Source organism: Mesorhizobium sp. M0139 (assembly GCF_040322455.1).
In the GTDB taxonomy this organism is placed as follows: domain Bacteria; phylum Pseudomonadota; class Alphaproteobacteria; order Rhizobiales; family Rhizobiaceae; genus Mesorhizobium.
Genome location: NZ_JAMYTN010000011.1, coordinates 264210 through 286670, shown reverse-complemented (window position 1 = coordinate 286670; position 22461 = coordinate 264210). Strand labels below are relative to the sequence as shown.

Below are 22461 nucleotides of genomic sequence, written 5' to 3'. Positions count from 1 at the left end.
GGCCCAGCCGTCATCAACAAGCGATTCGTGTGTCATCGCAGCGTAGAATCACACCCGATTCCGCAAGGCAATACCTATCTTAGCGCCTATGCCCTTGTGGGGAGGGGTTGGGGGTGGGGTTATTCGTAGGGCGAAGACCTCGACGGTGAGCCATTCTCCAAAATTTCATGTGATCACGCGACCGTGTTCGTGTTCTTGCCTTCGTCACCCCTTATATGCTGCGCTGCAACATAAGTCCGCTGGAGTCGACCCCGCGCGATTCCCGGGCGGGATGAGGCAGCAGCGACCAAACCGAACAGGAACGCCATGACCAAAAACGGCAAGGCGGAGGAAACGAAAAAGATCAACATTGCGCTGCAGGGAGGCGGCTCGCACGGGGCTTTCTCCTGGGGCGTACTCGACCGGCTGCTGGAGGATGGCAGGCTCGACATTTCAGCCGTGTCCGGCACCAGCGCCGGCGCCATGAATGCGGTGGCGCTGGCCGATGGTTTTGTGCGCGGCGGCGTCGAGGGTGCACGGCAAAAGCTCGACGACTTCTGGCGCGCGGTGGCGGCCAAGGGCCGCTTCAGCCCGGTGCAGCGCATGCCGTGGGACGTCGCCTGGGGCAACTGGTCGATCGAGAACACGCCCGGCTATTTCTTCTTCGACACCATGTCCCGAGTGTTTTCGCCCTATGTCGCCAATCCGCTGGGCTTGAACCCGCTGCGCGACGTGGTCGAGCAGGAGATCGATTTCAAAAATGTTCACGCCTGCAAGTCGATGGAGCTGTTCATTTCGGCGACCAATGTCGAGACCGGCCAGCTGCGCGTCTTTTCCGATGGCGAGATCGACCTCGACACGGTGATGGCCTCGGCCTGCCTGCCGCAATTGTTCCGCGCCGTCGAGATCAAGGGCGTGCCCTATTGGGATGGCGGCTATGGCGGCAATCCGGCGCTGTTTCCGTTCTTCAAGACGGCGGCGACGGAGGATGTGCTGCTGGTGCAGATCAATCCGGTGGTGCGCGAGGGCACGCCGAAAAGCGCCAACGAAATCCAGAACCGCATCGACGAGATCACCTTCAATGCCGGGCTGCTGAACGAATTCCGCTCGATCGCCTTCGTCAAGGAGCTGATCGCCGCCGGCCGGCTGCCGCCTGGCGAATACCGCGACATCCGCATGCACCGCATCGATGCCGACGAAGCGTTCAAGGATCTGTCGGCGTCATCCAAGGTCAACGCCGAATGGGCTTTTTTGACCTATTTGCGCGACCTTGGCCGCATAGCGGCGAGCGACTGGCTGGAGGAGAATTACGACGCCGTCGGCAAGCGGCCGACGCTCGATCTTTCCGGCGAACTCGATGACGGCTTCAAACCGGTGCGCGGGCCGGCACCGGGACGGCGGGTGAAGGAATTTCTAGCCGCCCGCAAGAAGCCGGAGGCGGAACGCCGGCGGGCCTGAGTCCGCCCGGATCGATCAAGACGATCAGCGAAGTGTTCGGAAAATCGGAGTAGCGCCGATGACTTTCCGTCCCGGAACAATCGTTGCGTGTGACGGTATACAAAATCATACTGACGCCTGCTGCCATTCACTCAGTGGCTACGCAGGTCGCGCCCACATTTGAGCGTCAAAAACTAGTGCGGGCACAGGGGGGTGTCAGTGCTCAAAACGCCTTGAAAACAAAGCGCCTCCAACATCCGTATGGTTCGGAGACTGTGGTTCCGCCGCCTGACGGGGCGCCGATAAAACCGTTTTCGTTGGCCACACTACATCGCCTGGCACAATGTTCCTGCAACTTTTCGACTGTATTGCGATGCAACTTTGATGTAGAAGCGCGGCTTCGCCGTTCACGGCAAATTGAACACGGCTTGGCGCGCACCCATATCGGCGACGCGCCCGAGTTGGAAGACACGGTAGCTGTTAGACGACGGACTCCTGTTGGATAACGACTTGGCCGAACCCCGCAGTGGAAAAACAATGATGCCGAAGATCAGGTTTCACAAGCTTGCCGCTATTGTCGTGCTCATCGGCTTCGCCGCCTGGATGGGAACAGGCGCGTTCTCGTCCGTCGGCAGCGCCGCTGTCGAAGGTGCTGGCAAGGCAGGCGATCAGGCCAAGCCGGGCGATCAGGCCAAGGCACCGGATGCAACCAAGACCGCCGAGGCCGAACCGAAGGCGCCGCTGCGCACCGTCGCGGTGGTGACGCCGCCGCGCAAGACCTATGCCCGCGCCATCCGCATTTCCGGGCTGACCGAGGCCGACAAGCGCGCCGTGCTGGCGACGCGTGTCGCCGGCGTCATCGAAAAGCTGCCGGTCAAGCAGGGCGATCACGTCAAGACCGGCGATCTGGTGCTGATGCTTGCGGCGGAAGAAAAGATCTCGATGGTCGACAATGCCAAGCAGCTCGTCGTGCAGCGCCAGGCTGAACTCGACGCATCGCTGCGGCTCATGAAGACCGGCAATCTGCCCAAGCTGCAGCTCGACACGGCGCGTTCGAACCTGACCGCTGCGCAGTCGCAGCTGGAAACGGCGCAGGCCGAGCTCGACCGCAATCTGGTCAAGGCGCCCTTCGACGGCGTCATCGACCGGGTGCCGGTGGAGCTCGGCAGTTCCGTCATGCAGGGCGGCGAGGTGGCAACCATCCTCAAGCTCGATCCGGTGATTGCGCGCGGCGAAGTCAACGAACGCGACCTCGGCTATCTCAAGCTCGGCGACAAGGCCACTGTCCGGCTGGTCAGCGGCCAGACCGTCGAAGGCACGGTGCGCTACATCAGCCGCGACGCCTCGTCGGCCACCCGAACCTTCCGCGTCGAGATCGCCGTGCCCAATGCCGATGGCTCCGTGCCGGCGGGCATGACGGCCGAGATTTCGCTCAGCGCGCAGCCGACCGATGCCGTCATGTTGCCGCGCTCCGTGGTGACGCTGGGCGACAAGGGCGATCTCGGCATCCGTGCCGTCGACAAGGACAACAAGGTGGTGTTCTTCCCGATCGACCTCGTTGACGACTCGCCGAAGGGCCTCGTGCTTGGCGGCATTCCCGCCGATGCCCGCGTCATCGTCGCCGGCCAGGAGCTCGTCAAGGAAGGCGACGTCGTCAAGCCGGTCGAGGCCGACCAGGCGACCATCCAGAAACTGTTGGGCGAAGCGACAACGCAGTAGCGCCGGGTGGCCCCGGGCCGGGACAACCGGCCGCAATGCGGCTCCTGAAATCTTGAGAACAGGCCATGGATATCGTCAAACTCGCGATCAACAATGCCCGGCTGACCATTGCGGTGCTGGTCTTCCTGCTGCTGGCGGGCTGGGTCGCCTATCAGTCGACACCGAAGGAAGCGGAACCCGACGTTCCTACCCCTTATGTTTATATAAATGTTGCCTATCAAGGCATCGCGCCCGAAGACGCTGAAAGACTTCTGCTTAGGCCTCTGGAGGCAAAGCTTAAGAGTCTCAAGGGGTTAAAGGAGATGAAATCATCCGCCTATCAGGGCGGTGCCTTTGTCTTCCTTGAGTTTCTGCCGTCTATAAAAGTCGACACCGCGGTGACTGATACACGCTCGAAGGTTCAGGACGCGAAGGCTGACCTTCCCCAAGCGGCAGAAGAACCGGTTGTTACCGAGGTCAACATTTCCGAGTTTCCCGTCCTGGTCGTCACGCTGTCCGGCGATGTGCCCGAGCGTGTGCTTACGGCGGCGGCGCGCGAACTGCGCGACCGCATCGAGGAAGTCCCGGGCGTTCTTGAGGGCACCATACAAGGCGCGCGCGACGATCTCGTCGAGGTCGTCATCGACCCGATGAAGCTGTCCTCCTACGGCCTGCAGCTCGACCAGTTGATCGGCGCTGTCGGCGCTTCCAACAGCCTGGTCGCCGCCGGCAATATCGAGGGTTCGGAAGGCAAATACGCGGTCAAGGTGCCGTCGCTGATCGAAACACCAGAGGATGTGGCGTCGCTGCCAGTGGTTGCCGGCCCCAATGCCGTCGTGCAGGCGAAGGACATCGCCACGGTGCGTTCGACCTTCGCCGACGCCGAGACCATCACTCGCCTCAACGGCAAGCCGGCCATCGCCATCGAAGTCAAGAAGCGCATCGGCGCCAACCTGATCGACACGCTGGCCAAGGTGCGGGAAGTGTCCGACGCCTACGTCAAGACGATGCCGGAAGGCATGAACATCACCTACACGCAGGACAAGTCTGTCTTCGTCAACCAGCTGCTGGGCGACCTGCAGAACCACGTGATGATCGCCGTCATCCTGGTGTTCATCGTCATCCTCTATGCGCTGTCGGGCCGCGCCTCGCTGCTGATCGGGCTTGCCATTCCGTCATCCTTCCTGATCGGCATCCTGCTGCTTGCGATGATGGGCTACACGATCAACATGATCGTGCTGTTCAGCCTTATCCTGGCGGTCGGCATGCTGGTCGACGACGCCATCATCGTCACCGAATTTGCCGAACGGCGCATGGGCGAAGGCATGCCGAAGGCGGAAGCCTTCACGCTGGCCGCCAAGCGCATGGCCGGTCCGGTCATCGCCGCGACCATGACCCGCATCGCGGCGTTTTCGCCGCTGCTGTTCTGGCCCGGCATCATCGGCGACTTCATGAAATACATGCCGATCACGCTGATCGTCACGCTGTCGGCCTCGATGCTTTATGCGCTGGTGTTCGCGCCGACGCTGGGCGCGCTTTTCGCCAAGGCGCCGGAGCATCACGAGGAACACAATCGCGACGGCTGGTACATGGCGCTGGTCAAACAGGCGGTGCGCTTCCCCATCACCGTGCTGGTGCTCACCGCCGTGCTGCTCACCGGCGTCGGCTTCGCCTATTCGAAATATGGCGCCGGCGTCGAGTTCTTCCCCAGCGTCGAGCCCGATTACGGCCTGCTCTATGTGCATGCCCGCGGCAATCTCTCGCTGGCCGAAATGGACACGGCGACCAGGATCGCCGAAAACCGGCTGCTTGGCTGGCCTGGCGTCAAATCGGTCTATACCCGCGTCGGCAAGACGCAGGGCGGCGGACAGGACGTGCCGGAGGACGTCGTCGGCGTCATCCAGTATGAGTTCATCGACTGGCGCGAGCGCAAATCGGCGAACAACATCCTGGATGAGCTGCGCACCGTCATGGCCGGCATTCCCGGCGTCGATGTCGAAGTGCGCGTGCCGGAGGCCGGTCCTCCCACGGGCAAGGCGGTGCAGCTGCGGCTTTCGGCCATCGACCCCAAAGGGCTCGACGACCAGGCCCGCGCGGTTGCGGCGCGCATTGCCAAGGTGCCCGGTGTCATCGACGTTTCCGACGGCCTGCCGCCGCCCGGCGTCGACTGGGCGCTCGAGGTCGACCGCGCCAAGGCGGCGCAATACGGTATCAGCCCGACCGCCGTCGGCACGGTGGTGCAACTGGTGACCAACGGGTTGAAGCTGTCCGAGTACAGGCCTGCCGGCGCCGACGATGCCGTCGACATCAGGCTGCGGCTGCCTGAAGACCGCCGCACGCTGTCGACGCTCGACGAGCTCCGGGTGCAGACTGCGCAAGGCTCGGTGCCGATCTCCAACTTCGTCGTGCGCAAGCCGGAGCCGACCGTCGGCATCCTCAACCGCATCGATGGCGCCCGCACAGTGGTCGTCCAGGCCAACGTCGCCGCCGGTAACCAGGTTGCGGCGGTGCAGGCGGAGGTGACCAAGGCGGTCACCGACATGAAGCTCGACAACGGCATACGCTGGAAGCTGGCGGGGTCGAACGAGGACAGCGCCGAAGCCAGCGCCTTCCTCGGCAAGGCCTTCGGCGCGGCGATCTTCCTGATCTTCCTGGTGCTCTTGATGCAGTTCAACAAGTTCACCAGCGTGCTTCTGGTGCTGTCCTGCGTGGTCATGGCGACGATCGGTGTGTTCCTGGGGCTGCTCCTGACCGGCGAGGCCTTCGGCATCGTCATGTCGGGCATCGGCGTCATCGCGCTGGCCGGCGTGGTGGTGAACAACAACATCGTGCTCATCGACACCTATGACCGGCTGCGCGAAGAGGGCTGGGACAAGATGGAGGCGGTGCTGCAGACCTGCCGCGAGCGCGCCCGCCCGGTGGTGCTGACGGCGGTATCGGCCATCCTCGGCGTGCTGCCGATCGCCTTTGGTCTCGGGCTGGAAATCTTCCATCACGAGACGACGATCAACGCGCCGTCGACGCAATGGTGGATTTCGCTGTCCTCGGCCATCGTCTTCGGCCTGTCCTTCGCCACGCTGCTGACGCTGGTGGTGACGCCGTCCATGCTGATGATCTTCACGCGCAGCAAGAACAGCCGCTTCTACGCGTTCTTCCGCCGGCTGTTCGGCCGCGACAAGAAGCCCGATGCGCCTGTGGGGCCGAGCCCGCTCGATGAACCGGCAATCGCCTTCCCGAAAGCCGCGGAATAGCTGCATTCAACCAGTCGGACAAAAGGCCGTCCGGAACAACCGGGCGGCCTTTTGCATTGTCCCCTCATATCCGACCAGCAAGGCGAGGGACTCTTAATGACCGTCAGCACCATCCTCATCATCGTTTTGATCCTGATCCTGATCGGCGCCGTACCGGCCTGGCCGCACTCACGCTCCTGGGGTTATGGGCCGTCCGGAATAGTCGGCGCTGTGCTGGTGGTGCTGCTGATCCTGGTGCTGATGGGCAGGGTTTGATCGGGGCAAGAGACCTCTGCGATCAGCGGGTCCTCGCCCGATGAAGTGCTGGCAATAGGCATACGGCGGCGCCCGCCCACACTCCGTCCGCTTCGCGGCCACCTCTCCCACATGTCCATGGGGGAGAGAAAATGCCAAGCTTTTCAAGGCAGCGACCTTGGCGATTAGCATTTCCTCTCCCCCACGAATGTGGGGGTAGAGGTGGCTGGGCGATGCCGAGACGGAGTGGGGGAGCTCCATATGCGATTGGCCCGAAATCGAGATGACGAGCACACGCTGTGCCCCCCTTGGCCACCCCGCCCGCTTGCGTATACGCTGCCCGCACCACAATCACCGAGGGAGCTATCAAGGTGAACACCGCCAGCCCGCCAAGGCCTCTCGCCGAGATCGCCAGCTATCACGCCCACATCTACTATGACGGGCAAGCCGAGCGGCAGCACGCCGAATGGCTGCGCCTGCGCATCGGCGAACGCTTCCGCGTGCGCCTGGGCAACTGGCGCGACGAGCCGGTCGGCCCGCACGAACAGGCCATGTACCAGGTCTCCTTCGCCACCGAGATCTTCGCCACGCTGGTCCCCTGGCTGATGCTGAACCACAGCGGCCTCAGCATCCTCATCCACCCCAACACCACCAACCCAAAGCGCGACCATCTGGTCGATCCGATCTGGATCGGGCGGCCGCTGGGGGTTCATGGCGAGGTGCTGGGTGACGAGGATGAAGCGGAAGAGGCGCTGGAGGTGAACACGGAGCCGACGCTGGGGGCGTAGGGAGGCGTTCTGCAAAGTAGAGACTTGGCCCTTGGAGACGCGTTCACCAATAGCCCAGTTCAGGCATGCATGACCGGCCGCTTTACGCCTCAAGCCGTATCCTATGCCTTCATCATTAGTTCGTCGAAGGTGCCGAACCAGCGCGGGGCCGTTGGAGCGATGGACCGTCAATTGATGGCAAGGGAGAGTTCTCCTTGGTCGCCGGTACGCCGAGGCGGGGTCGCCGAATAGGCAAAGATTGCAATAGAGGAGGCAGCCGGCACTCGTTCCCGCAGGGTCGGGCGCACCCGTTCGTACGGAACAACTGGCGCTCCGCACGAGGGACAGGGCAACTCACTGGTGACTGGGTGCGTGCCTGACGAACCTCTTCGTTTCGGCTGAGATAAATGCTCTCACTTACGGAACATCGCAGGTTCGTCGAAGTTGGAAAGCTACGGAGGACGTGCACATGAACAGTGTAATCTATCTTATCGGCCTTATCGTCGTCGTGCTCGCGGTCCTCTCCTTCCTCGGTTTTCACTAGGTGGCCTCATGCAGCATGAGAAGGATCAGGGCGGACAGCCCACCGATTTCGACAAGGCGAAAAGCGACGTCTCCGAAAGACTTCGCCAGGAAAATGAGCGTGCCAGCGAGTTGCTTCACGACGCGCGGGACGAGGTGACCCGTAAGGCTGGCGACTATGCATCTGAAGCCACGCAGGTCATCTCCGACAAGGCGGAGGAGGCGCAGCGCGACATCGGATCGAGCTTGGCGGCGTTGGGTGGTGCACTGCGAGCGGCCAGCGATCACCTTGCCAGCAACGATGAAAGGAACGCATCGAAGTTCGCTTTGGATGCTGCCAGTGGCCTTGAGCGGCTTTCATCGTCCTTGAAACAGAAGCCCTTTAGCCAAGTCCTTGATGACGTGCAGTCCTTCGGCCGGCAAAATCCCGGTGTCCTGCTTGCGGGATCGGTGTTGGCCGGATTGGCTCTCGGGCGGTTCATCAAGGCTTCTCCGCCGGCAAGGCCCGATTCTGAGGCCGCTCCGGGAGGCCTCAAATCACACACCGATCAGCCACAGGGTTGGTCCGCTGATCGTCCACAAGATTTTGGCGTGGTCGGCGATGATGGGGCCACGCAGATCGCGGAGCAGGACAGATGAATAACCAGGACAATCCCAGCCTTGCCGGGCTAGTCACCGATTTGGCCCAGAATGTCACCACTCTGGTGCAAACCGAGGCGAGGCTGTTTCGGGCCGAGCTCTCTGAAAAGCTTACCAAAGCCGGAGCAGGTGCCGCGGAAGTGCTGGGCGGCGCGATTTGCCTGCTCGCCGCGCTCTTGGTGTTGCTGCAGGCGCTCATTATCGCACTGACGCGGGCAGGGCTTGGCGCGGGGTGGTCTTCCCTGCTGGTCGGTGTGGTCGTGGCGGTCCTCGGCGTCATCCTGCTGCGGACCGGGACGGCCAGCATGGCGCCTTCGGAACTTACCCCCGACCGGACCCAGGGACAGCTGAAGCGCGACGCGAGCGCGATTAAGGAACAGGTGAGATGAAAGAGAAATCCGCAGCCGAACTTGAACGCGAGGCCGAGGCGGCTCGCGCCCGGGTGATGGAGACCGCCGAATCCATTCGAGGCAAGATGACGCCGGGACAATTGCTGGATGAGTTCACCGGGCTGTTCTCGGGAGGGGAGAGCGCGGCCATGCTCAGCAATCTCAGAACGCAGGTCCGAGACAATCCTTTGCCGGTCACCATGGTGGGCGCAGGTCTGGCCTGGCTGATGTTCGGCAGCGGTGCCTCAAACACCGCCCACCGTTCGGCTGGCTATCCATTGCCTTCAGCGCCGGGACGACATGATGTAGCAGGGGAGCGCGGCGGTTTGGGCGGCACGCTCTCCGACGCCGCGGAATCGCTCTCCTCGAGCGCTACCAGCGTCGGCGACACCATATCGAGCACCGCAAGAGCCGCTGCGGCGGGTCTGACGGGAAGCGCTGCCAATGCAAGCTCGACGACTGGGGACATGGCGGCGAAAGCCAGCCGCTCCGCGCAAGATCTGTTGGAGGACCAACCCTTGGCCGTAGCGGCCGTCGGTCTCGCCATCGGCGCCGCTATAGGTGCAATGCTGCCCCATACCGCAACGGAGGACGAGCAACTAGGCGCCTATGGCGACAAGCTTCGCGATTCCGCCGAAACTTTGCTCAATAGGGGCCTCGATGAGGCCAAGCAGGTCGCCGCCGAAGCCTATGAGACCATTAAGCAGGAAGCTGGCCGGCAAGATATGGAAGCAGACACGATAGCCGATCAGCTCGGCGAGATCGTGAAGTCCACAGCAGACAAGACCGAGCATGCCGTGCGCGAACGAATTTCCGATACGTCTCAGCGCCAAACCTAGCTTGATGATCCTGGATCAACGATAGCCGGCCTCTCCAGAAAGGGGCCGGTGTTGTCCGTCAAACGGTGACCCGCTCGAGTCACTTCAGAGCCGTGTGCGGACTGATGTCCCTTGCCGATAGTAATCCAGCGGATCAGGTTCTCTGGATTGTTGGCCAACCCGCCGCCGATAAGACGCGGTCAGCAAAACTGGCATCTAGGCGAGGACCGACATTGCACTTGAAGTTCGCAGACCGAGGATGCCGGTCCGCTCTGGGACGTAGGGCGACACCCCACTTCACCCCCCAGCCAGCCGCGGCAGCAGAAAAATCTCCGCCCCCGGCGGCAGTTCCTTCGACCACGTATCGCGATAGATCGTCCCGTCGATCGCCACCGCGATGCCCTTCTCGATCCAGGGCTCGATGCCGGGATACTGTTCAGCCAGTTTCCTGAACAGCTCCCTGATGTCCTTGGCCTCGACCTCGACCTTGCTCTGGCCGCCGGCGAGCTGGCCCAGCGCGCCCCAGAGCGTCACTTCGACCATTAGGGCAAGAACCTCATTTTTGCCCTAGCCTCCCCGTTCCGCCTCGATCGCGGCGAGGACCCTTGGCGGCGACATCGGGATGTGGGTCATGCGTACGCCGGCGGCGTTGGAGACCGCGTTGGCGATCGCCGCCAGCGGCGGCACGATCGAGGTTTCGCCGACGCCGCGCACGCCATAGGGGTGGTTGGGGTTGGGGATCTCGAGGATCTGCGTGTCGATCATCGGCAGGTCCGAGCAGACCGGGATGCGATAGTCGAGGAAGCCGGCATTCTGGAGGCGCCCGTCCTTGCCGTAGATATACTCCTCGTTGAGCGCCCAGCCGATGCCTTGCGCGGCGCCGCCCTGGTACTGGCCCTCGACATAGGTGGGGTGCACCGCCTTGCCGGCATCCTGGATCACCGTGTAGCGGATCACCCTGGTCGAGCCGGTATCGGGGTCGACCTCGATGTCGCATATATGGGTGGCGAAGGAGACGCCGGCGCCGTCGGCGACGAGCTCGCTGTGGCCGGCGATCGGCCCGCCGGTCTTGCCGGAAGCGGCGGCGATCTCCTTCAGCGACAGGGCTGCAAGGTTGCCGTATTTCTCGCCCTTGGCGATGGCGTGGCCGTTTTCCCAGACCACGTCGTCGACGGGGATGTCCCACGTCTGGGCGGCGCGCTCACGCAGGATCTTGATCGCGTTGCGGGCGGCCGAGATGGTCGCCATCGAGGACGAGAAGGTGCCGCGGCTGCCGTCGGTCATGTCGTTGTAGCCAAGCGAGGACGTGTCGGCGACCACCGCCTTGAGCTGGGCATAGTCGATGCCGAGCTCCTCCGCCGCTACCAGCGACAGCGACGCGCGCGAACCGCCAACGTCCACCGTGCCGACAGCCAGCGACACCGAGCCGTCCATGCCGATGTTCAGGTCCACGCAGGTCTGGCCACCGAAATTGAACCAGAAGCCGCAAGCCATGCCGCGGCCCTGGTTCTTGCCCAGCGGCGCCTTCATGTGCGGATGGTGCTTGGCCGCCTCCAGCGTCGGGCCGATGCCGATCGGGCCGTAGACAGGGCCATAGGAAGAGCGGGTGCCTTCCTGCGCGGCGTTCTTGATGCGGAACTCGACCGGGTCCATGCCGAGTTCCTTGGCCAGCTCATCCACAGCGCTTTCCACCGCGAACGCCGCCATCGGTGCGGAGGGTGCGCGATAGGCCGCGGTCTTCGGCCGGTTGACCAGCACTTCGAAGCCGACCGTCTTGACGTTATCGAGCTTGTAGCAGGCGAAGGCCGTCATGGCGCCGATCTCGGCCCATGTGCCGGCATAGGGGCCGCTGGTGTAGCGCAGCGTCGCTTCGGCGGCGGTGATGGTGCCGTCCTTGCGGGCGCCGATCTTGACGTCGATCGAGGTGGCGCTGGTCGGGCCCGAGGCGCGGAACACCTCGTCGCGAGTCATCACCAGCTTCACCGGCCGTCCTGCCTTGCGCGACAGAGCGAGTGCCACCGGCTCGGCCCAGACATGGGTCTTGCCGCCGAAGCCGCCGCCGATCTCCGAGGAGGTGACGCGCAGCTTCGAGGCTTCCAGCCCGAGCAGTTGCGCACAATGCTGGCGGTAGACGAAATGGCCCTGCGTGCAGACCCAGAGGTCGGCGGTGCCGTCGGACGAGACGCTCGCAACGCAGGCGTGCGGCTCGATATAGCCCTGATGCGTCTGTTCGGTCTTGAAGGAGCGCTCGACGATGACATCGGCGTGCCCAAAGCCCTGATGGACATCGCCATGGCCGAACTGGCTGCGCTTGGTGACGTTGGACGGCTTTACCGGCTTTTCCTCGAGACCCTCGGTGAAGATCGTGTCGTTGATCAACGGCGCGGTGTGCTTCATCGCCTCGTCGACATCGGTCACATGCGGCAACAGCTCGTACTCGACCTCGATGAGCTTCAGCGCCTGCCTGGCCGTGCGGGCATCGACGGCGGCGACCGCGGCCACGGCGTGGCCGTCATAGAGCGCCTTGCCGCGCGCCATGCAATTGCCGAGGACGTCGTACATGGCGGCATCGCCATCGGTGAGATCGGGCAGGTCGGCGGCGGTGATCACCGCTTTCACGCCGGCCAGCTTTTCCGCTTTCGAAGTGTCGATCTTGAGGATTCTGGCATGCGCATGCGGGCTGCGCAGGACACGCCCGACCAGCTGTCCCGCCATGTTGAAGTCGGCGCCGTAACGGGCGCGTCCGGTCACCTTGTCGACGCCGTCGGGACGGATAGGCCGCGTGCCGACGGAGGAGAATTTGCGGCCCGAAAAGCGTGGATCGAAGTTCATGCGTGCGCTCCCTTCATCACATTGGCCGCATCCTGGACCGCGCGCACGATCTTGTCGTAGCCGGTGCAGCGGCAGAGGTTGCCGGCGAGGCCGAAGCGGATTTCTTCCTCGGTAGGATCGGGGTTCTTGGCCAAAAGGTCCTTCGCCGCGATGAGGAAGCCCGGCGTGCAGATGCCGCATTGCAGCGCTGCATGCTCGAGGAACTTCTGCTGCAGCGGATGCAACTGATCGCCATGCGCCATGCCCTCGACGGTTTCGATATGCCGGCCTTCGGCTTCAGCGCCGAGCACAAGGCACGAGCAGACAAGCCGGTCGTCGAGGATGATCGAGCAGGCGCCGCAGTCGCCGGTGCCGCAGCCTTCCTTGGCGCCGGTCAGCCCGAGCCGGTCGCGCAGGACGTCGAGCAACGTCTCGTCGGGCTGGCAAAGGTATTCGACGTGATCGCCGTTGATTGTCGTTGAAACTGCTACACCGGCCATCATTTGCCTCCTGCGCGTGCGTAGGCGGTCGTCGCGGCCCGTCCGGCCAGCACGCCCGCAACTTTTCGTCTGAACTCGATGGTACCGCGCTTGTCGTCGATGGGGCGGCAGGCCCCAGCGCAGATCTTGGCGAGCCGCTCAAGTGCCGCCTCATCCAGCTTCCTGCCGATGAGAGCCTCGGCTGCTTCTTCCACCAGAAGCACGGTCGGGGCCGCGGCGCCCAGCGCGACGCGGGCGGCCGTGATGACGCCATGCTCGTCGAGCGACAGCTTCACGCCGGCGCTGACCACGGCGATGTCCATCTCGGTGCGCGGGATGAATCTGAGGTAGGCGTCGCCCGAACGCGGCGCGCGCTTGTCGAGCAGGATCGCCTCGACGATCTCACCCTTGGTGAGCGAGGTCTTGCCAGGCCCGATCGGCACAGCCTCGACCGGAATGGTGCGCTTGCCCGACGGACCGGCAACCACGGCCTTTGCGGCGGCGGCCACCAAGGCCGGGACGCTGTCGGCGGCCGGCGATGCGTTGCACAGATTGCCAACGATGGTGCAGCGGCCCTGGACCTGTTTCGAGCCGATCAGCTTCGACGCTTCGACGACACCGGGCCAGGCCTTCTTCAGAACCGAGCTCTCGCCCAGGACGGCGCAGGGGACGGTGGCGCCGATGCTGAAGCCGTCGGCCGTCTCCCTGATCTCGCTCAAGCCCTCGATCGCCTTGATGTCGACGATCAGGTCGGGATCGACAAACCCGCCCTTCATCCGAACGAGGAGGTCACTGCCTCCAGCGAGAATGGCTGATGTGCCGGAAGCGTCGGCCAGCAGGCCAACGGCGTCTTCGATTGAAAGCGGACGTATGTAACGCATCGTCTCCCCTTGGTGATGGTGATCTCGCCGACCGTTATAAACAGTCTCCTCATAATGACCATCCGGTTGCTGATTTCCAGCGATTGGGCCAGCACTGCGAGAGAGATTTTTGTCTAAAGTCTTTGTTTTGATGCATGTCGTTGTCCCAGAACCGCGCACACTTCTGGGCGACATGCATTTAAGCGGCGTCTTTTGCACGGTCGAGGCTGATGCCGATGTCCTTCAAGGCCTCGGCCACGGCCTCGTCCAGCGGGGTGTGCGGGACTTCGCCGATGATGCCTTCCAGCCGGTCGGACACGAGCCGGTGCGGTTCGAAGCGCAGATAGGACATCGAGACGATCTCGCGCCACATCGCCACGAACGGGCTGCCGGCGCGCAGCACCCACCAAGGCATGAAGGTCAGTTTCAGCGGACGTCCCAACGCTTTCTCGGCCGCGGCCTTTATGTCCATGTCGGTGACGGCGTGGCCGGGGAAGTTGAGCGCCTCAAAGAAGCCGAGCTTGCCCTGATTACGCGCCAGGCCGACGAAGCCGATGCCGAAGTCCGGCAAATAGGCCCATTCGTGCACGAGGTTGGCAGGGCCAGGCGCGGTGTAGACGCCCTTGCTCATCTTGGCGGCGACGACGAGGTCGAACCATGATCCGCTGCCGGTGCCGCCGAAGAAATCGCCGGCGCGCAGGATGATGGTGCGGACGCGGCCGGCATCGGCCTCGCGGCGAAACAGCGCTTCCATGGCGCAGCGGATGCGGCCCTTCTCGGTCGTCGGACGGAATGGCGTGTCTTCGGTGACCACTTCAGGCATGGGCGAGCCGTAATTGTAGACAGTGCCGGGGAAAAGATGCAGCGCGCCATTGGCATGGCAGGCGGCCATGACGTTCTCCGCCATCGGCAGACACTTGCCCCAGTCGGTGTAGATCGGGTTGAGGGCGTTGAAGATGATGTCGACGCCTTGCGTGGCGCGGATCAGCGCCTCGCGGTCGAGCGCATCGCCGGCGACGGCGGTGGCGCCCTTGAGTTCGGCTGGGACCTTGCCGCTGCGGGTGACGGCGCGGACGTCGAAACCGGCGTCGATGAAGGCCTTGCCAACCACGCGGCCGAGCCGGCCATTGGCGCCTAGAATTGCGATCTTGGTCATTTTCTTCTCCGTGTCTGTGTTTGCACGGCGAATATGATGCCTCCATATGCGAATGAAAATTGACTAGGGATGCAGCTTTGTTATTCATAATTGAATGGAAGATATCGACTGGAACCTGATCAAGAGTTTCGTCAGCGTGGCGGAGACCGGCAGCCTGTCGGCCGCGGCGCGCAAACTGTCGGCCAGCCAACCGACGCTCGGGCGTCACATCGGTGAGCTCGAACAGGCGTTGGGCGTCACCTTGTTCCGCCGCGGGCGGCGCGGCTATGCTCTGACGGAAGCAGGCGCCACGCTGTTCGAACGCGGCAAGGGGGTGAGCGAGCAGGCGAGCGCGTTCTCACTACTGGCATTGGGCTCGGTCGAGGCGATCGAAGGCACGGTGCGCATTGCCGCCAGCGAGGTGGTGGCGGCCTATGTGCTGCCGAAGATGACGGCGCGGCTCGGCATCGAGGAGCCCGGCATCGAGGTCGAGATCGTCGCCTCGAACCAGGTCGAGAACCTGCTGCGAAGGGATGCCGACATCGCCATCCGCATGGTCAAGCCGGCGCAGAACGAGCTGACGGCGCGCAAGGTCTGCGATATCAAGCTCTGCTGCTGCGCGGCGAAATCGTATCTCGACCAGCACGGCCGCCCGCTCAAGCCCGCCGATCTTCTCGACCACCCGCTGATCGGCTTCGACCGCAGCGACGAGATGATCCGGGGCTTTACCCAGGCCGGCATCCCCGTCACCCGAAGCAGCTTCCGCTTCAGGGCCGACAACCAGATCGTTCTGTGGGAAGCGCTGCGGGCGGGAAACGGCGTCGGTCTCGGCCAGGAGCCGCTGGCCGACAGCGACCCCTTGCTGGAGAAACTCCTGCCCGGCCTGCCATTGCCCAGCCTGCCGGTGTGGCTGGCCATGCATCGCGACGTGCGCACCAGCGTGCGCATCCGCCGCGTCGCGGATTTCCTCTATGAGGAGCTGAAGCGCTATTCGGCGGGGGCGGCCGCGAATTCGGCGCGGTGAGCGAGCCCGGCCATCAACAGCACGACGATCAGCAGCGCCGACATGGCGACGAAGATCGGGCCGAAGCTCGAATGCTCGGCGACGAAGCCGATCGCCGACGGCGCCACCAATATGCCGGAATAGCCCATGGTGGTGACGACGCTCATGCCGGTGCCCGACGACATGCCTTCCTGATTGCCGCCGGCCGAGAAGATGATCGGCACCATGTTGGCGATGCCGAAGCCGCAGAGGGCAAAAGCGGCGATGGCGATCCAGGGCGAGGGCGACAGGCCGGCGACCAGCATGCCGGCGGCGGCCACGATGGCCGAACCGCGCAGCGTCGCCACCGCGCCGAAGCGGTTGCGCACGCCGTCGCCGAAAAAGCGCATGACAGCCATGACGCCGGAGAAGGCGGCGTAGGCAAGGCCGGCGATGGCGAGGTCGGCGCCGAGCTCCTGCCGGAGATAAAGCGCTGCCCAGTCGAGCACGGCGCCCTCGGAAATCATCGTCAGCAGCGCCATCAGCCCGACAAGATAGACCAGCGGGTTGGCCGGCAGCGTTAATCTGTGATGCTCGGCGGCCTGCGGCTTGTCCTCGGCGATGAGGTAGCCGACCGCCACGGCAATGACGGCAAAAGCTATGACCGTGACCACAGCCGCATGGGCGAGGTGGCCGTAAGTCTGGATGGCGTAACCGCCCAGACCGCCACCGGCGAAACCGCCGAGGCTCCAGAAGCCGTGCGAGGACGACATGATGGCGCGGGACAGCCGGCGCTCGACCACCACGGCATTGGCGTTCATGGCGACATCCATGCCACCAATCGAGCCGCCGAAGATGATCATGGCGATCGACGCCAGCGGCACGTTGGGCGCCAGCGCCACGATCAGCAGGCCGAGGCTGCCGCACAGGCCGAACCAGCGCAACACGGTGCGCGAGCCATGCCTGGAGATCAGATGGCCGCACCAGCTCATGGCCGCGACCGCGCCGACGCCGAACAGAAGGATCAGCAGGCCGAGGGTGAATTTCGAGATGTCGAGCCGGGTCAGGAACACCGGAATCTGCGGCGCCCAGCTGCCGGTCAGGAAGCCGTTGGCGAGGAAGATCGCTGCTACGGCCCATCGCCCCTGAAGGGCGCTCTGCATGGTGTTTTGCGCGTTCATGGCCCGAATCCGGTCAAAGAATGGCTTTGCGCGGCAAATTAGATCGATTCAATTTCTCGTCAAGCGCTTGGCTGCGAAAAGCTTGTGGGCCACATCTAAGGGGAAACCGTTAGGCAGCGTTCCTTCGCGCCCCCCTCTGTCCTGCCGGACATCTCCCCTACAAGTGGGGAGATTGGCGGCTTCGGCGCCTCGCTTATTCTTGCACCGCTGGCGATTGGCTAGAGCCTGCGTGACGGCCAATCTCCCCCCAAGTGGGGGAGATGTCCGGCAGGACAGAGGGGGGCGCTGTCCCGCCGACGTCAATCCTGTGAACCGCGCGCTACCTCAGTGATCCCTCGGCCGTCTTGCCTCGAACTCCGCTTTCTTGGCGTCCGAAGCCTCGGTCTGGTTCAGCGCCTGCCATTGCGCATAGGGCATGCCGTAGACGATTTCGCGCGACTGATCCTTGCCGAGATCGACGCCCTCAGCCTCGGCCGCTTCGCGATACCAGTTCGACAGGCAGTTGCGGCAGAAGCCGGCGAGGTTCATCAGGTCGATGTTTTGCACATCGCTGCGCTCGCGCAGATGATCGACCAGCCGGCGGAAGGCCGCGGCCTCGAAATCGCGTTTCTGGTCATCGCTGAGTTCGGTCATTGCCTTGGATCCTCACAGCGGCCCGGTGCGCGAGCCGAACATCTTCACCTGATGTATATCGGGACGGCGGTCGATGGCGTCAACGATCGGCGCCAGCCGTTCCGCCCAGGCCAGCGCCCCCTTGCGGTCTGATATCAGGTCCTGGCGGATCTCGATCAGCGCATGGGCAAAGCCGTTGACGATGGCGTGCTTGAACATGGTGTCGCCGCGCAACGCGCCGTCATAGGGTTCATTGTCGCCAACGACGAGGTTTTTATCCTGCGCCAGCATGTCGATCAGCGGCCGCGCCACGCGGTCGTCGAGGTCCCACAATATGCCGACATGCCAAGGGCGGATGAAGCCCTGCATGACAGGGGTGAAGGAGTGTACGGAGAAGATGAACGGCGCTTTGCCTGAGGCGTGCGCCACCGACGCGATCATGGCGCCGACCGCGTCCTGATAAGGCCGGTAGAAGCCGTCGAGCCGCCTTTCGCGTTCTTGCGGCGCCATAGGGTAGTTTCCCGGCACGACAGTGCCGTCATAGAGCTGGCGGATCAGCGTCGGGTCGTCCTCGCCGCGATTGGGATCGATCAGCAGCCGCGAAAAATTGGCGATCACCGCCGGCACGTCGAGCGCTGCGGCCAGTTCGCGCGTCACCGTCTCGACACCGATGTCGTAGGCGATATGGCGATCGAGTTCCGCCGCCGGCAGGCCTAGACTGCCATACTCCTCCGGCAGGTCGCGGCGGGCATGGTCGGCGACAAGCACGATGCCTCGCTTGCGGTCGCCTTCGACGATATCGAAAGGCGCGAAAACTGTGGATCGGGTCATTGGCTGGAAAGGTCTGTTCGCTGGCTTCCGGGGAGGGTGGTATCGTCATTCCCACGAAGAGGACTGTTGCGCAATGCCGTTGTTTGGCCACGGTTTCTGCGAAAATCCTGTGACGCGCGGCAGATCGCGTGTCGGGGGCCTTTCTAAATCGATTGGAATTGGACAGAACGGCGCGTTGACATGCGCCCGGACTTTTCCGAAAAGGGGCGTTGAGAGATGCAGATGACGTTATTGAGGGGTTTCGGGATGGGTTCCGCCGGCAGGCCGCGTGCGCGCACCGCCTTTGCCGTGCCGCTCCTGACCCTGACGCTAGGGCTCACCGCGCTGGTCGCGGCTTCGCCTGCCCGCGCCGATTTCCGCGTCTGCAACGCCACGCAGAACCTGGTCGGCGTTGGCATCGGCTACCGCGCCAAGGCAGGCTGGATCACCGAGGGGTGGTGGCACATCGAAGGATCGAGCTGCAAGACGCTGATCGAAGGTCCGCTGTCATCGAGGTTTTACTATCTTTATGCAGAAGACGCCGAGCGCGGCGGGCGCTGGGATGGCCCGATCAACATGTGCGTGGCTGAAAAAGAGTTCAAGATCGCAGGCGTTACCGATTGCGTCGCCCGGGGCTTCCAGCGCGCCGGATTCCAGGAATATGACACGGGCGAGCAGGCAAGCTGGATGGTCCAGCTGACCGATGAGTCCACAACGGGAGGCGCTCCAGCCGCCCCGGGAACAAACAGTCAATGAGACGTAGCCGCAAGGTCAAGATCCTCGCCACCATCGGTCCTGCCTCCTCGTCCGAGGAGATGCTGCAGAAGCTGTTCGAAGCCGGCGCCGATGTCTTCCGCATCAATATGAGCCACACCGATCACGAGCTGATGCGCACGCTGGTCGGCCGCATCCGCGCGGTCGAGGAAAAGGTCGGCCGTCCGATCGGCATCCTGGCCGATTTGCAGGGACCGAAGCTGCGCGTCGGCAAGTTCGCCAACGGCAAGGAGGTTCTGACGCCGGGCCAGACCTTCACCCTCGACAACAATCCCGAGCCCGGCACGTCGACCCGGGTCTACCTGCCGCATCCCGAAATCCTGAGCTCGGTCGAGGCCGGCCACCGTCTGTTGATCGATGACGGCAAGCTGGAGCTCAGGGCGGTGAAGAGCGACGGCAAGTCTATCACCTGCACCGTCGTCGCCGGCACCACCATTTCCGACAAGAAGGGCGTCAGCCTGCCCGACACCGACCTGCCGGTCGGTGCGCTGACCGAAAAGGACCGCAAGGACCTCGATGCGGTGCTGGCGGAAAGCGTCGACTGGGTGGCGCTGTCCTTCGTGCAGCGGCCGGAGGATTTGGCGGAAGCCCGCAAGATCGCGCGCGGCCGGGCACTGATCATGGCCAAGATTGAAAAGCCGCAGGCCGTCGCCCGGCTGGCCGAAATCATCGAACTCTCCGACGCGCTGATGGTCGCCCGCGGCGATCTCGGTGTGGAAATGCCGCTGGAAGCGGTGCCCGGCATCCAGAAGCAGATCACGCGCGCCGCGCGCCGCGCCGGCAAGCCGGTGGTGGTCGCCACGCAGATGCTGGAATCGATGATCACCGCGCCGGTGCCGACCCGCGCCGAGGTGTCCGACGTGTCGATCGCCGTGTTCGAGGGCGCCGACGCAATCATGCTTTCAGCCGAATCCGCTGCCGGCGCCTATCCGGTCGAGGCGGTGGCGATGATGAACCGCATCGCCACCAAGGTCGAAACCGACCCGACCTATGCCGGCATCATCAACGCGCAGCGCTCGGAACCGGAAGCAACCGGCGCCGACGCCATTTCGCTCGCCGCCCGCGAGATTGCGGAGACGCTGAAACTGTCGGCGATCATCACCTATACGGCGTCGGGCACCACGGGCCTGCGCGCCGCGCGCGAGCGGCCGCAAGTGCCGATCATCGCGCTGTCGCCGATCCTCAACACGGCGCGGCGGCTGTCGCTCTTGTGGGGCACGCATTGCGTCGTCTCGCCCGACGCCAGCGACCTCGACGACATGGTCGACCGCGCCTGCCGCATCGCTTTCGAAGAGGGGTTCGGTCAGCCGGGCGACCGCGTCATCATCACGGCGGGCGTGCCGCTGAGGACGCCGGGTTCGACCAACATGCTGCGCATCGCCTATGTCGGGTCGGACGTGCAGGCCACCCGCAACATAGGTTGACAGAGGCTTCAACTCATCACAGTTCGCAGCGCTCTTGCCGCACCTTCGGCGTGATCGATACGCTGAAGGAAGCGGTGTGCGCGAGGAACGGGGTCGTGCAGGTACTGGTCCGGACCCAGCATCTTTCGCCGGTTGAGTTCGACTGTGTCGAGCAGATCGAAATCGACCGTGGCGATCGTGCAGTGCCACCCGGGATTGCGCGACGCCCAGCCCCTCTTGTGGTGTTCCAAAAGCCGCTCGCGGGCTGAATAGCCGTGGTAGTCGAACGCGATCACGCCGTTCGTCGCGTAAATATGGTTCCCGGAAAAGCCCTCGCCAGGAATGATCCGTTCGCCGTAAAAGCCGTCCAGAGGAGGACGCTCGAGAAAGGCGCCGGCAAGAATGGCGCACGCGCCATAGCCGAAGAAGATGCGGTCCGGCAACGCCCATCGCTTCTCCGGGTTTCTCTTGATGCCGTGTTTCAGGACATAAATTGCGATCAGGTCGGGGCCAGTTCCGCGTCGGGCACCGTAATGTCGGGGCACTGTGCATCGTTGTAGGCATCGCCGGCGATGCGTGCTTCCACGGTTTTTGCCATTGCCTGCAGGTCGACGACCTTGCCGGCGACTTTCTCGATCGCGCCGACGACGAGGTCGGAGGCGATCCAATCCGGCTTGTGGCCCAGATTGTGGACCCAGATCAGTTCGGCGCCGGGGATGTCCCTGACCAGGCCGACCGAATGGATCGAGGCATAGACCACCTTGTCGCGGTCGCCCGAGATGACAATCGTCGGCGCTCTGATGTCGCGGTAATGCGGCGCGGCCTTCAACGTATAGTCGTAGAGGCCGGCGACATCGATGGCGTTGGCGCGGAAAGCGCCGGGACGCAGCACCAGCGGAATCGAGGCATTGCCGACATAGCCTTCCGGCACCTTGTTGGGAGAAAACACGCAGGCCGTGGCGCTGTCCATCTGCAGCGTGCCTGCCGGATAGGTCAATGTCTCCGAGAACAGCCAGCCGATGATGGGGGTGGCGGTCAGCTTGTAGTACCAGGCGGTCGCGCCGCCCGGCCAGGGGTGGCTGACCGGCGACAGAAAGACCAGCCCGAGCGTCTTCTCCGGGTGTTCGCGGCCAAAGGCGGCGGTGATCACGCCGCCAAAGGAATGGCCGACCATGATCGCATTGTGGATGCCGAGACGGTCCATCAGTCTGGCGATGGTGTCGGCCTGCGCCGACGGGCTCTCTTTGCCGGGGCCGCGTGCCGACCAGCCGAAGCCCGGCCGGTCGAGGAAGACCATCTCGGCGCGGCCTTCGAGCAAAGGCCTGATCGGCAGCATCTGATCCCTGAGATTGGCGCTGGCGCCGTGGATGAAGACGATGGCCGGCAGCTCGGCATTTTGAGGCGCCGGCACGTGGACATAGTGGATGCGGGTGCCGCCGATGTCGGCAAATTCGCCGGCCGGCGGGTTTCGCCACTCGATCAGCCACGCGCCGGCGCGGGTGACGCCGGCCAGGGCAAAGACGAGCGCGAGGAGCAAAGCACAGGCGGCGTAAATGAGGTTCATGCGCGGAGATACGGGGGTGGAGGGGGATAAGTTCTAGGGAGTAGGGAGTAGGGAGTAGGGAGGTGGCGTCTCGACCAATCTTCTCTACTGACTACTCACTAATCCCTACTGCCTAA

Annotated in this window: 21 protein-coding genes; 11 read left to right on the top strand and 10 right to left on the bottom strand. The window is 63.8% G+C overall.

Annotated features, from left to right (window positions below):
• The first annotated feature begins 306 nt into the window (after positions 1-306).
• The 8 genes from NKJ58_RS20820 (at position 307) to NKJ58_RS20785 (ending at position 9755) form a co-directional block, all read left to right on the top strand.
• Positions 307-1437, top strand: a complete 1131-nt coding sequence (locus NKJ58_RS20820) for a patatin-like phospholipase family protein (protein WP_023727617.1) — start codon at positions 307-309, stop codon at positions 1435-1437.
• Positions 1438-1956: 519 nt separating this feature from the next.
• Positions 1957-3135, top strand: a complete 1179-nt coding sequence (locus tag NKJ58_RS20815; protein WP_352853734.1) for an efflux RND transporter periplasmic adaptor subunit — start codon at positions 1957-1959, stop codon at positions 3133-3135.
• Between the two features lie 65 nt (positions 3136-3200).
• Positions 3201-6365 carry an efflux RND transporter permease subunit gene (locus tag NKJ58_RS20810; RefSeq protein ID WP_023820293.1) on the top strand — a complete coding sequence of 1055 codons (3165 nt, stop codon included), beginning with the start codon at positions 3201-3203 and terminating at the stop codon, positions 6363-6365.
• A 96-nt stretch (positions 6366-6461) separates the two neighbouring features.
• Positions 6462-6620 (top strand): DUF3309 family protein, encoded by a 159-nt coding sequence (locus NKJ58_RS20805; RefSeq protein WP_023707271.1) that lies wholly within the window; start codon positions 6462-6464, stop codon positions 6618-6620.
• Between the two features lie 350 nt (positions 6621-6970).
• Positions 6971-7387 carry a DOPA 4,5-dioxygenase family protein gene (locus NKJ58_RS20800; RefSeq protein WP_023742762.1) on the top strand — a complete coding sequence of 139 codons (417 nt, stop codon included), beginning with the start codon at positions 6971-6973 and terminating at the stop codon, positions 7385-7387.
• Positions 7388-7918: 531 nt separating this feature from the next.
• Positions 7919-8527 carry a hypothetical protein gene (locus NKJ58_RS20795; RefSeq protein WP_023693627.1) on the top strand — a complete coding sequence of 203 codons (609 nt, stop codon included), beginning with the start codon at positions 7919-7921 and terminating at the stop codon, positions 8525-8527.
• On the top strand, positions 8524-8916 hold the full coding sequence (locus NKJ58_RS20790) for a phage holin family protein (protein WP_023693628.1): 393 nt from the start codon (positions 8524-8526) through the stop codon (positions 8914-8916). The genes NKJ58_RS20795 and NKJ58_RS20790 overlap by 4 nt, the downstream gene beginning before the upstream one ends.
• The gene (locus NKJ58_RS20785; RefSeq protein WP_023715052.1) at positions 8913-9755 is read left to right on the top strand and encodes a DUF3618 domain-containing protein; all 843 of its coding nucleotides are present in this window, start codon (positions 8913-8915) and stop codon (positions 9753-9755) included. The genes NKJ58_RS20790 and NKJ58_RS20785 overlap by 4 nt, the downstream gene beginning before the upstream one ends.
• A gap of 276 nt (positions 9756-10031) precedes the next feature.
• On the opposite strand, the gene NKJ58_RS20780 is transcribed toward NKJ58_RS20785, so the two are convergent.
• From NKJ58_RS20780 to NKJ58_RS20760, 5 genes are all read right to left on the bottom strand, one after another.
• The gene (locus NKJ58_RS20780; protein ID WP_023684042.1) at positions 10032-10277 is read right to left on the bottom strand and encodes a MoaD/ThiS family protein; all 246 of its coding nucleotides are present in this window, start codon (positions 10275-10277) and stop codon (positions 10032-10034) included.
• Between the two features lie 24 nt (positions 10278-10301).
• Complete coding sequence (locus tag NKJ58_RS20775; RefSeq protein WP_023818394.1) at positions 10302-12566, bottom strand: xanthine dehydrogenase family protein molybdopterin-binding subunit; 2265 nt, start codon at positions 12564-12566, stop codon at positions 10302-10304.
• The gene (locus tag NKJ58_RS20770; protein ID WP_023698464.1) at positions 12563-13045 is read right to left on the bottom strand and encodes a (2Fe-2S)-binding protein; all 483 of its coding nucleotides are present in this window, start codon (positions 13043-13045) and stop codon (positions 12563-12565) included. Before NKJ58_RS20770 ends, NKJ58_RS20775 begins: the two co-directional genes overlap by 4 nt.
• Entirely contained in the window at positions 13045-13905 is an 861-nt protein-coding gene (locus NKJ58_RS20765; RefSeq protein ID WP_023715051.1) for an FAD binding domain-containing protein, read from the bottom strand. The genes NKJ58_RS20770 and NKJ58_RS20765 overlap by 1 nt, the downstream gene beginning before the upstream one ends.
• Before the next feature lie 178 nt (positions 13906-14083).
• On the bottom strand, positions 14084-15040 hold the full coding sequence (locus NKJ58_RS20760; protein WP_023818395.1) for an SDR family oxidoreductase: 957 nt from the start codon (positions 15038-15040) through the stop codon (positions 14084-14086).
• 94 nt (positions 15041-15134) lie between these two features.
• On the opposite strand from NKJ58_RS20760, the gene NKJ58_RS20755 reads away from it, so the two are divergent.
• Positions 15135-16043 carry a LysR family transcriptional regulator gene (locus NKJ58_RS20755; RefSeq protein WP_023818396.1) on the top strand — a complete coding sequence of 303 codons (909 nt, stop codon included), beginning with the start codon at positions 15135-15137 and terminating at the stop codon, positions 16041-16043.
• On the opposite strand, the gene NKJ58_RS20750 is transcribed toward NKJ58_RS20755, so the two are convergent.
• The 3 genes from NKJ58_RS20750 to NKJ58_RS20740 form a co-directional block, all read right to left on the bottom strand.
• Positions 16007-17182 (bottom strand): MFS transporter, encoded by a 1176-nt coding sequence (locus tag NKJ58_RS20750; RefSeq protein ID WP_023715048.1) that lies wholly within the window; start codon positions 17180-17182, stop codon positions 16007-16009. The genes NKJ58_RS20755 and NKJ58_RS20750 overlap by 37 nt on opposite strands.
• 324 nt (positions 17183-17506) lie before the next feature.
• Positions 17507-17815 (bottom strand): DUF1244 domain-containing protein, encoded by a 309-nt coding sequence (locus tag NKJ58_RS20745; protein ID WP_023673120.1) that lies wholly within the window; start codon positions 17813-17815, stop codon positions 17507-17509.
• A 12-nt stretch (positions 17816-17827) separates the two neighbouring features.
• Positions 17828-18625 carry an N-formylglutamate amidohydrolase gene (locus NKJ58_RS20740; RefSeq protein WP_023673119.1) on the bottom strand — a complete coding sequence of 266 codons (798 nt, stop codon included), beginning with the start codon at positions 18623-18625 and terminating at the stop codon, positions 17828-17830.
• A gap of 246 nt (positions 18626-18871) precedes the next feature.
• Here NKJ58_RS20740 and NKJ58_RS20735 point away from each other — a divergent pair, with 246 nt between their 5' ends.
• Together NKJ58_RS20735 and pyk are read left to right on the top strand one after the other, a co-directional pair.
• Positions 18872-19360, top strand: coding sequence for a DUF1036 domain-containing protein (locus NKJ58_RS20735; RefSeq protein WP_023673118.1), 489 nt, complete (start codon positions 18872-18874; stop codon positions 19358-19360).
• A complete protein-coding gene (gene pyk / locus NKJ58_RS20730; RefSeq protein ID WP_023673117.1) occupies positions 19357-20802 on the top strand; it encodes a pyruvate kinase in 1446 nt (481 codons plus the stop codon). Before NKJ58_RS20735 ends, pyk begins: the two co-directional genes overlap by 4 nt.
• Before the next feature lie 8 nt (positions 20803-20810).
• On the opposite strand, the gene NKJ58_RS20725 is transcribed toward pyk, so the two are convergent.
• Together NKJ58_RS20725 and NKJ58_RS20720 are read right to left on the bottom strand one after the other, a co-directional pair.
• On the bottom strand, positions 20811-21275 hold the full coding sequence (locus tag NKJ58_RS20725; RefSeq protein WP_023684034.1) for a hypothetical protein: 465 nt from the start codon (positions 21273-21275) through the stop codon (positions 20811-20813).
• A gap of 5 nt (positions 21276-21280) precedes the next feature.
• Positions 21281-22345, bottom strand: a complete 1065-nt coding sequence (locus NKJ58_RS20720; protein ID WP_023684033.1) for an alpha/beta fold hydrolase — start codon at positions 22343-22345, stop codon at positions 21281-21283.
• Positions 22346-22461 lie beyond the last annotated feature (116 nt).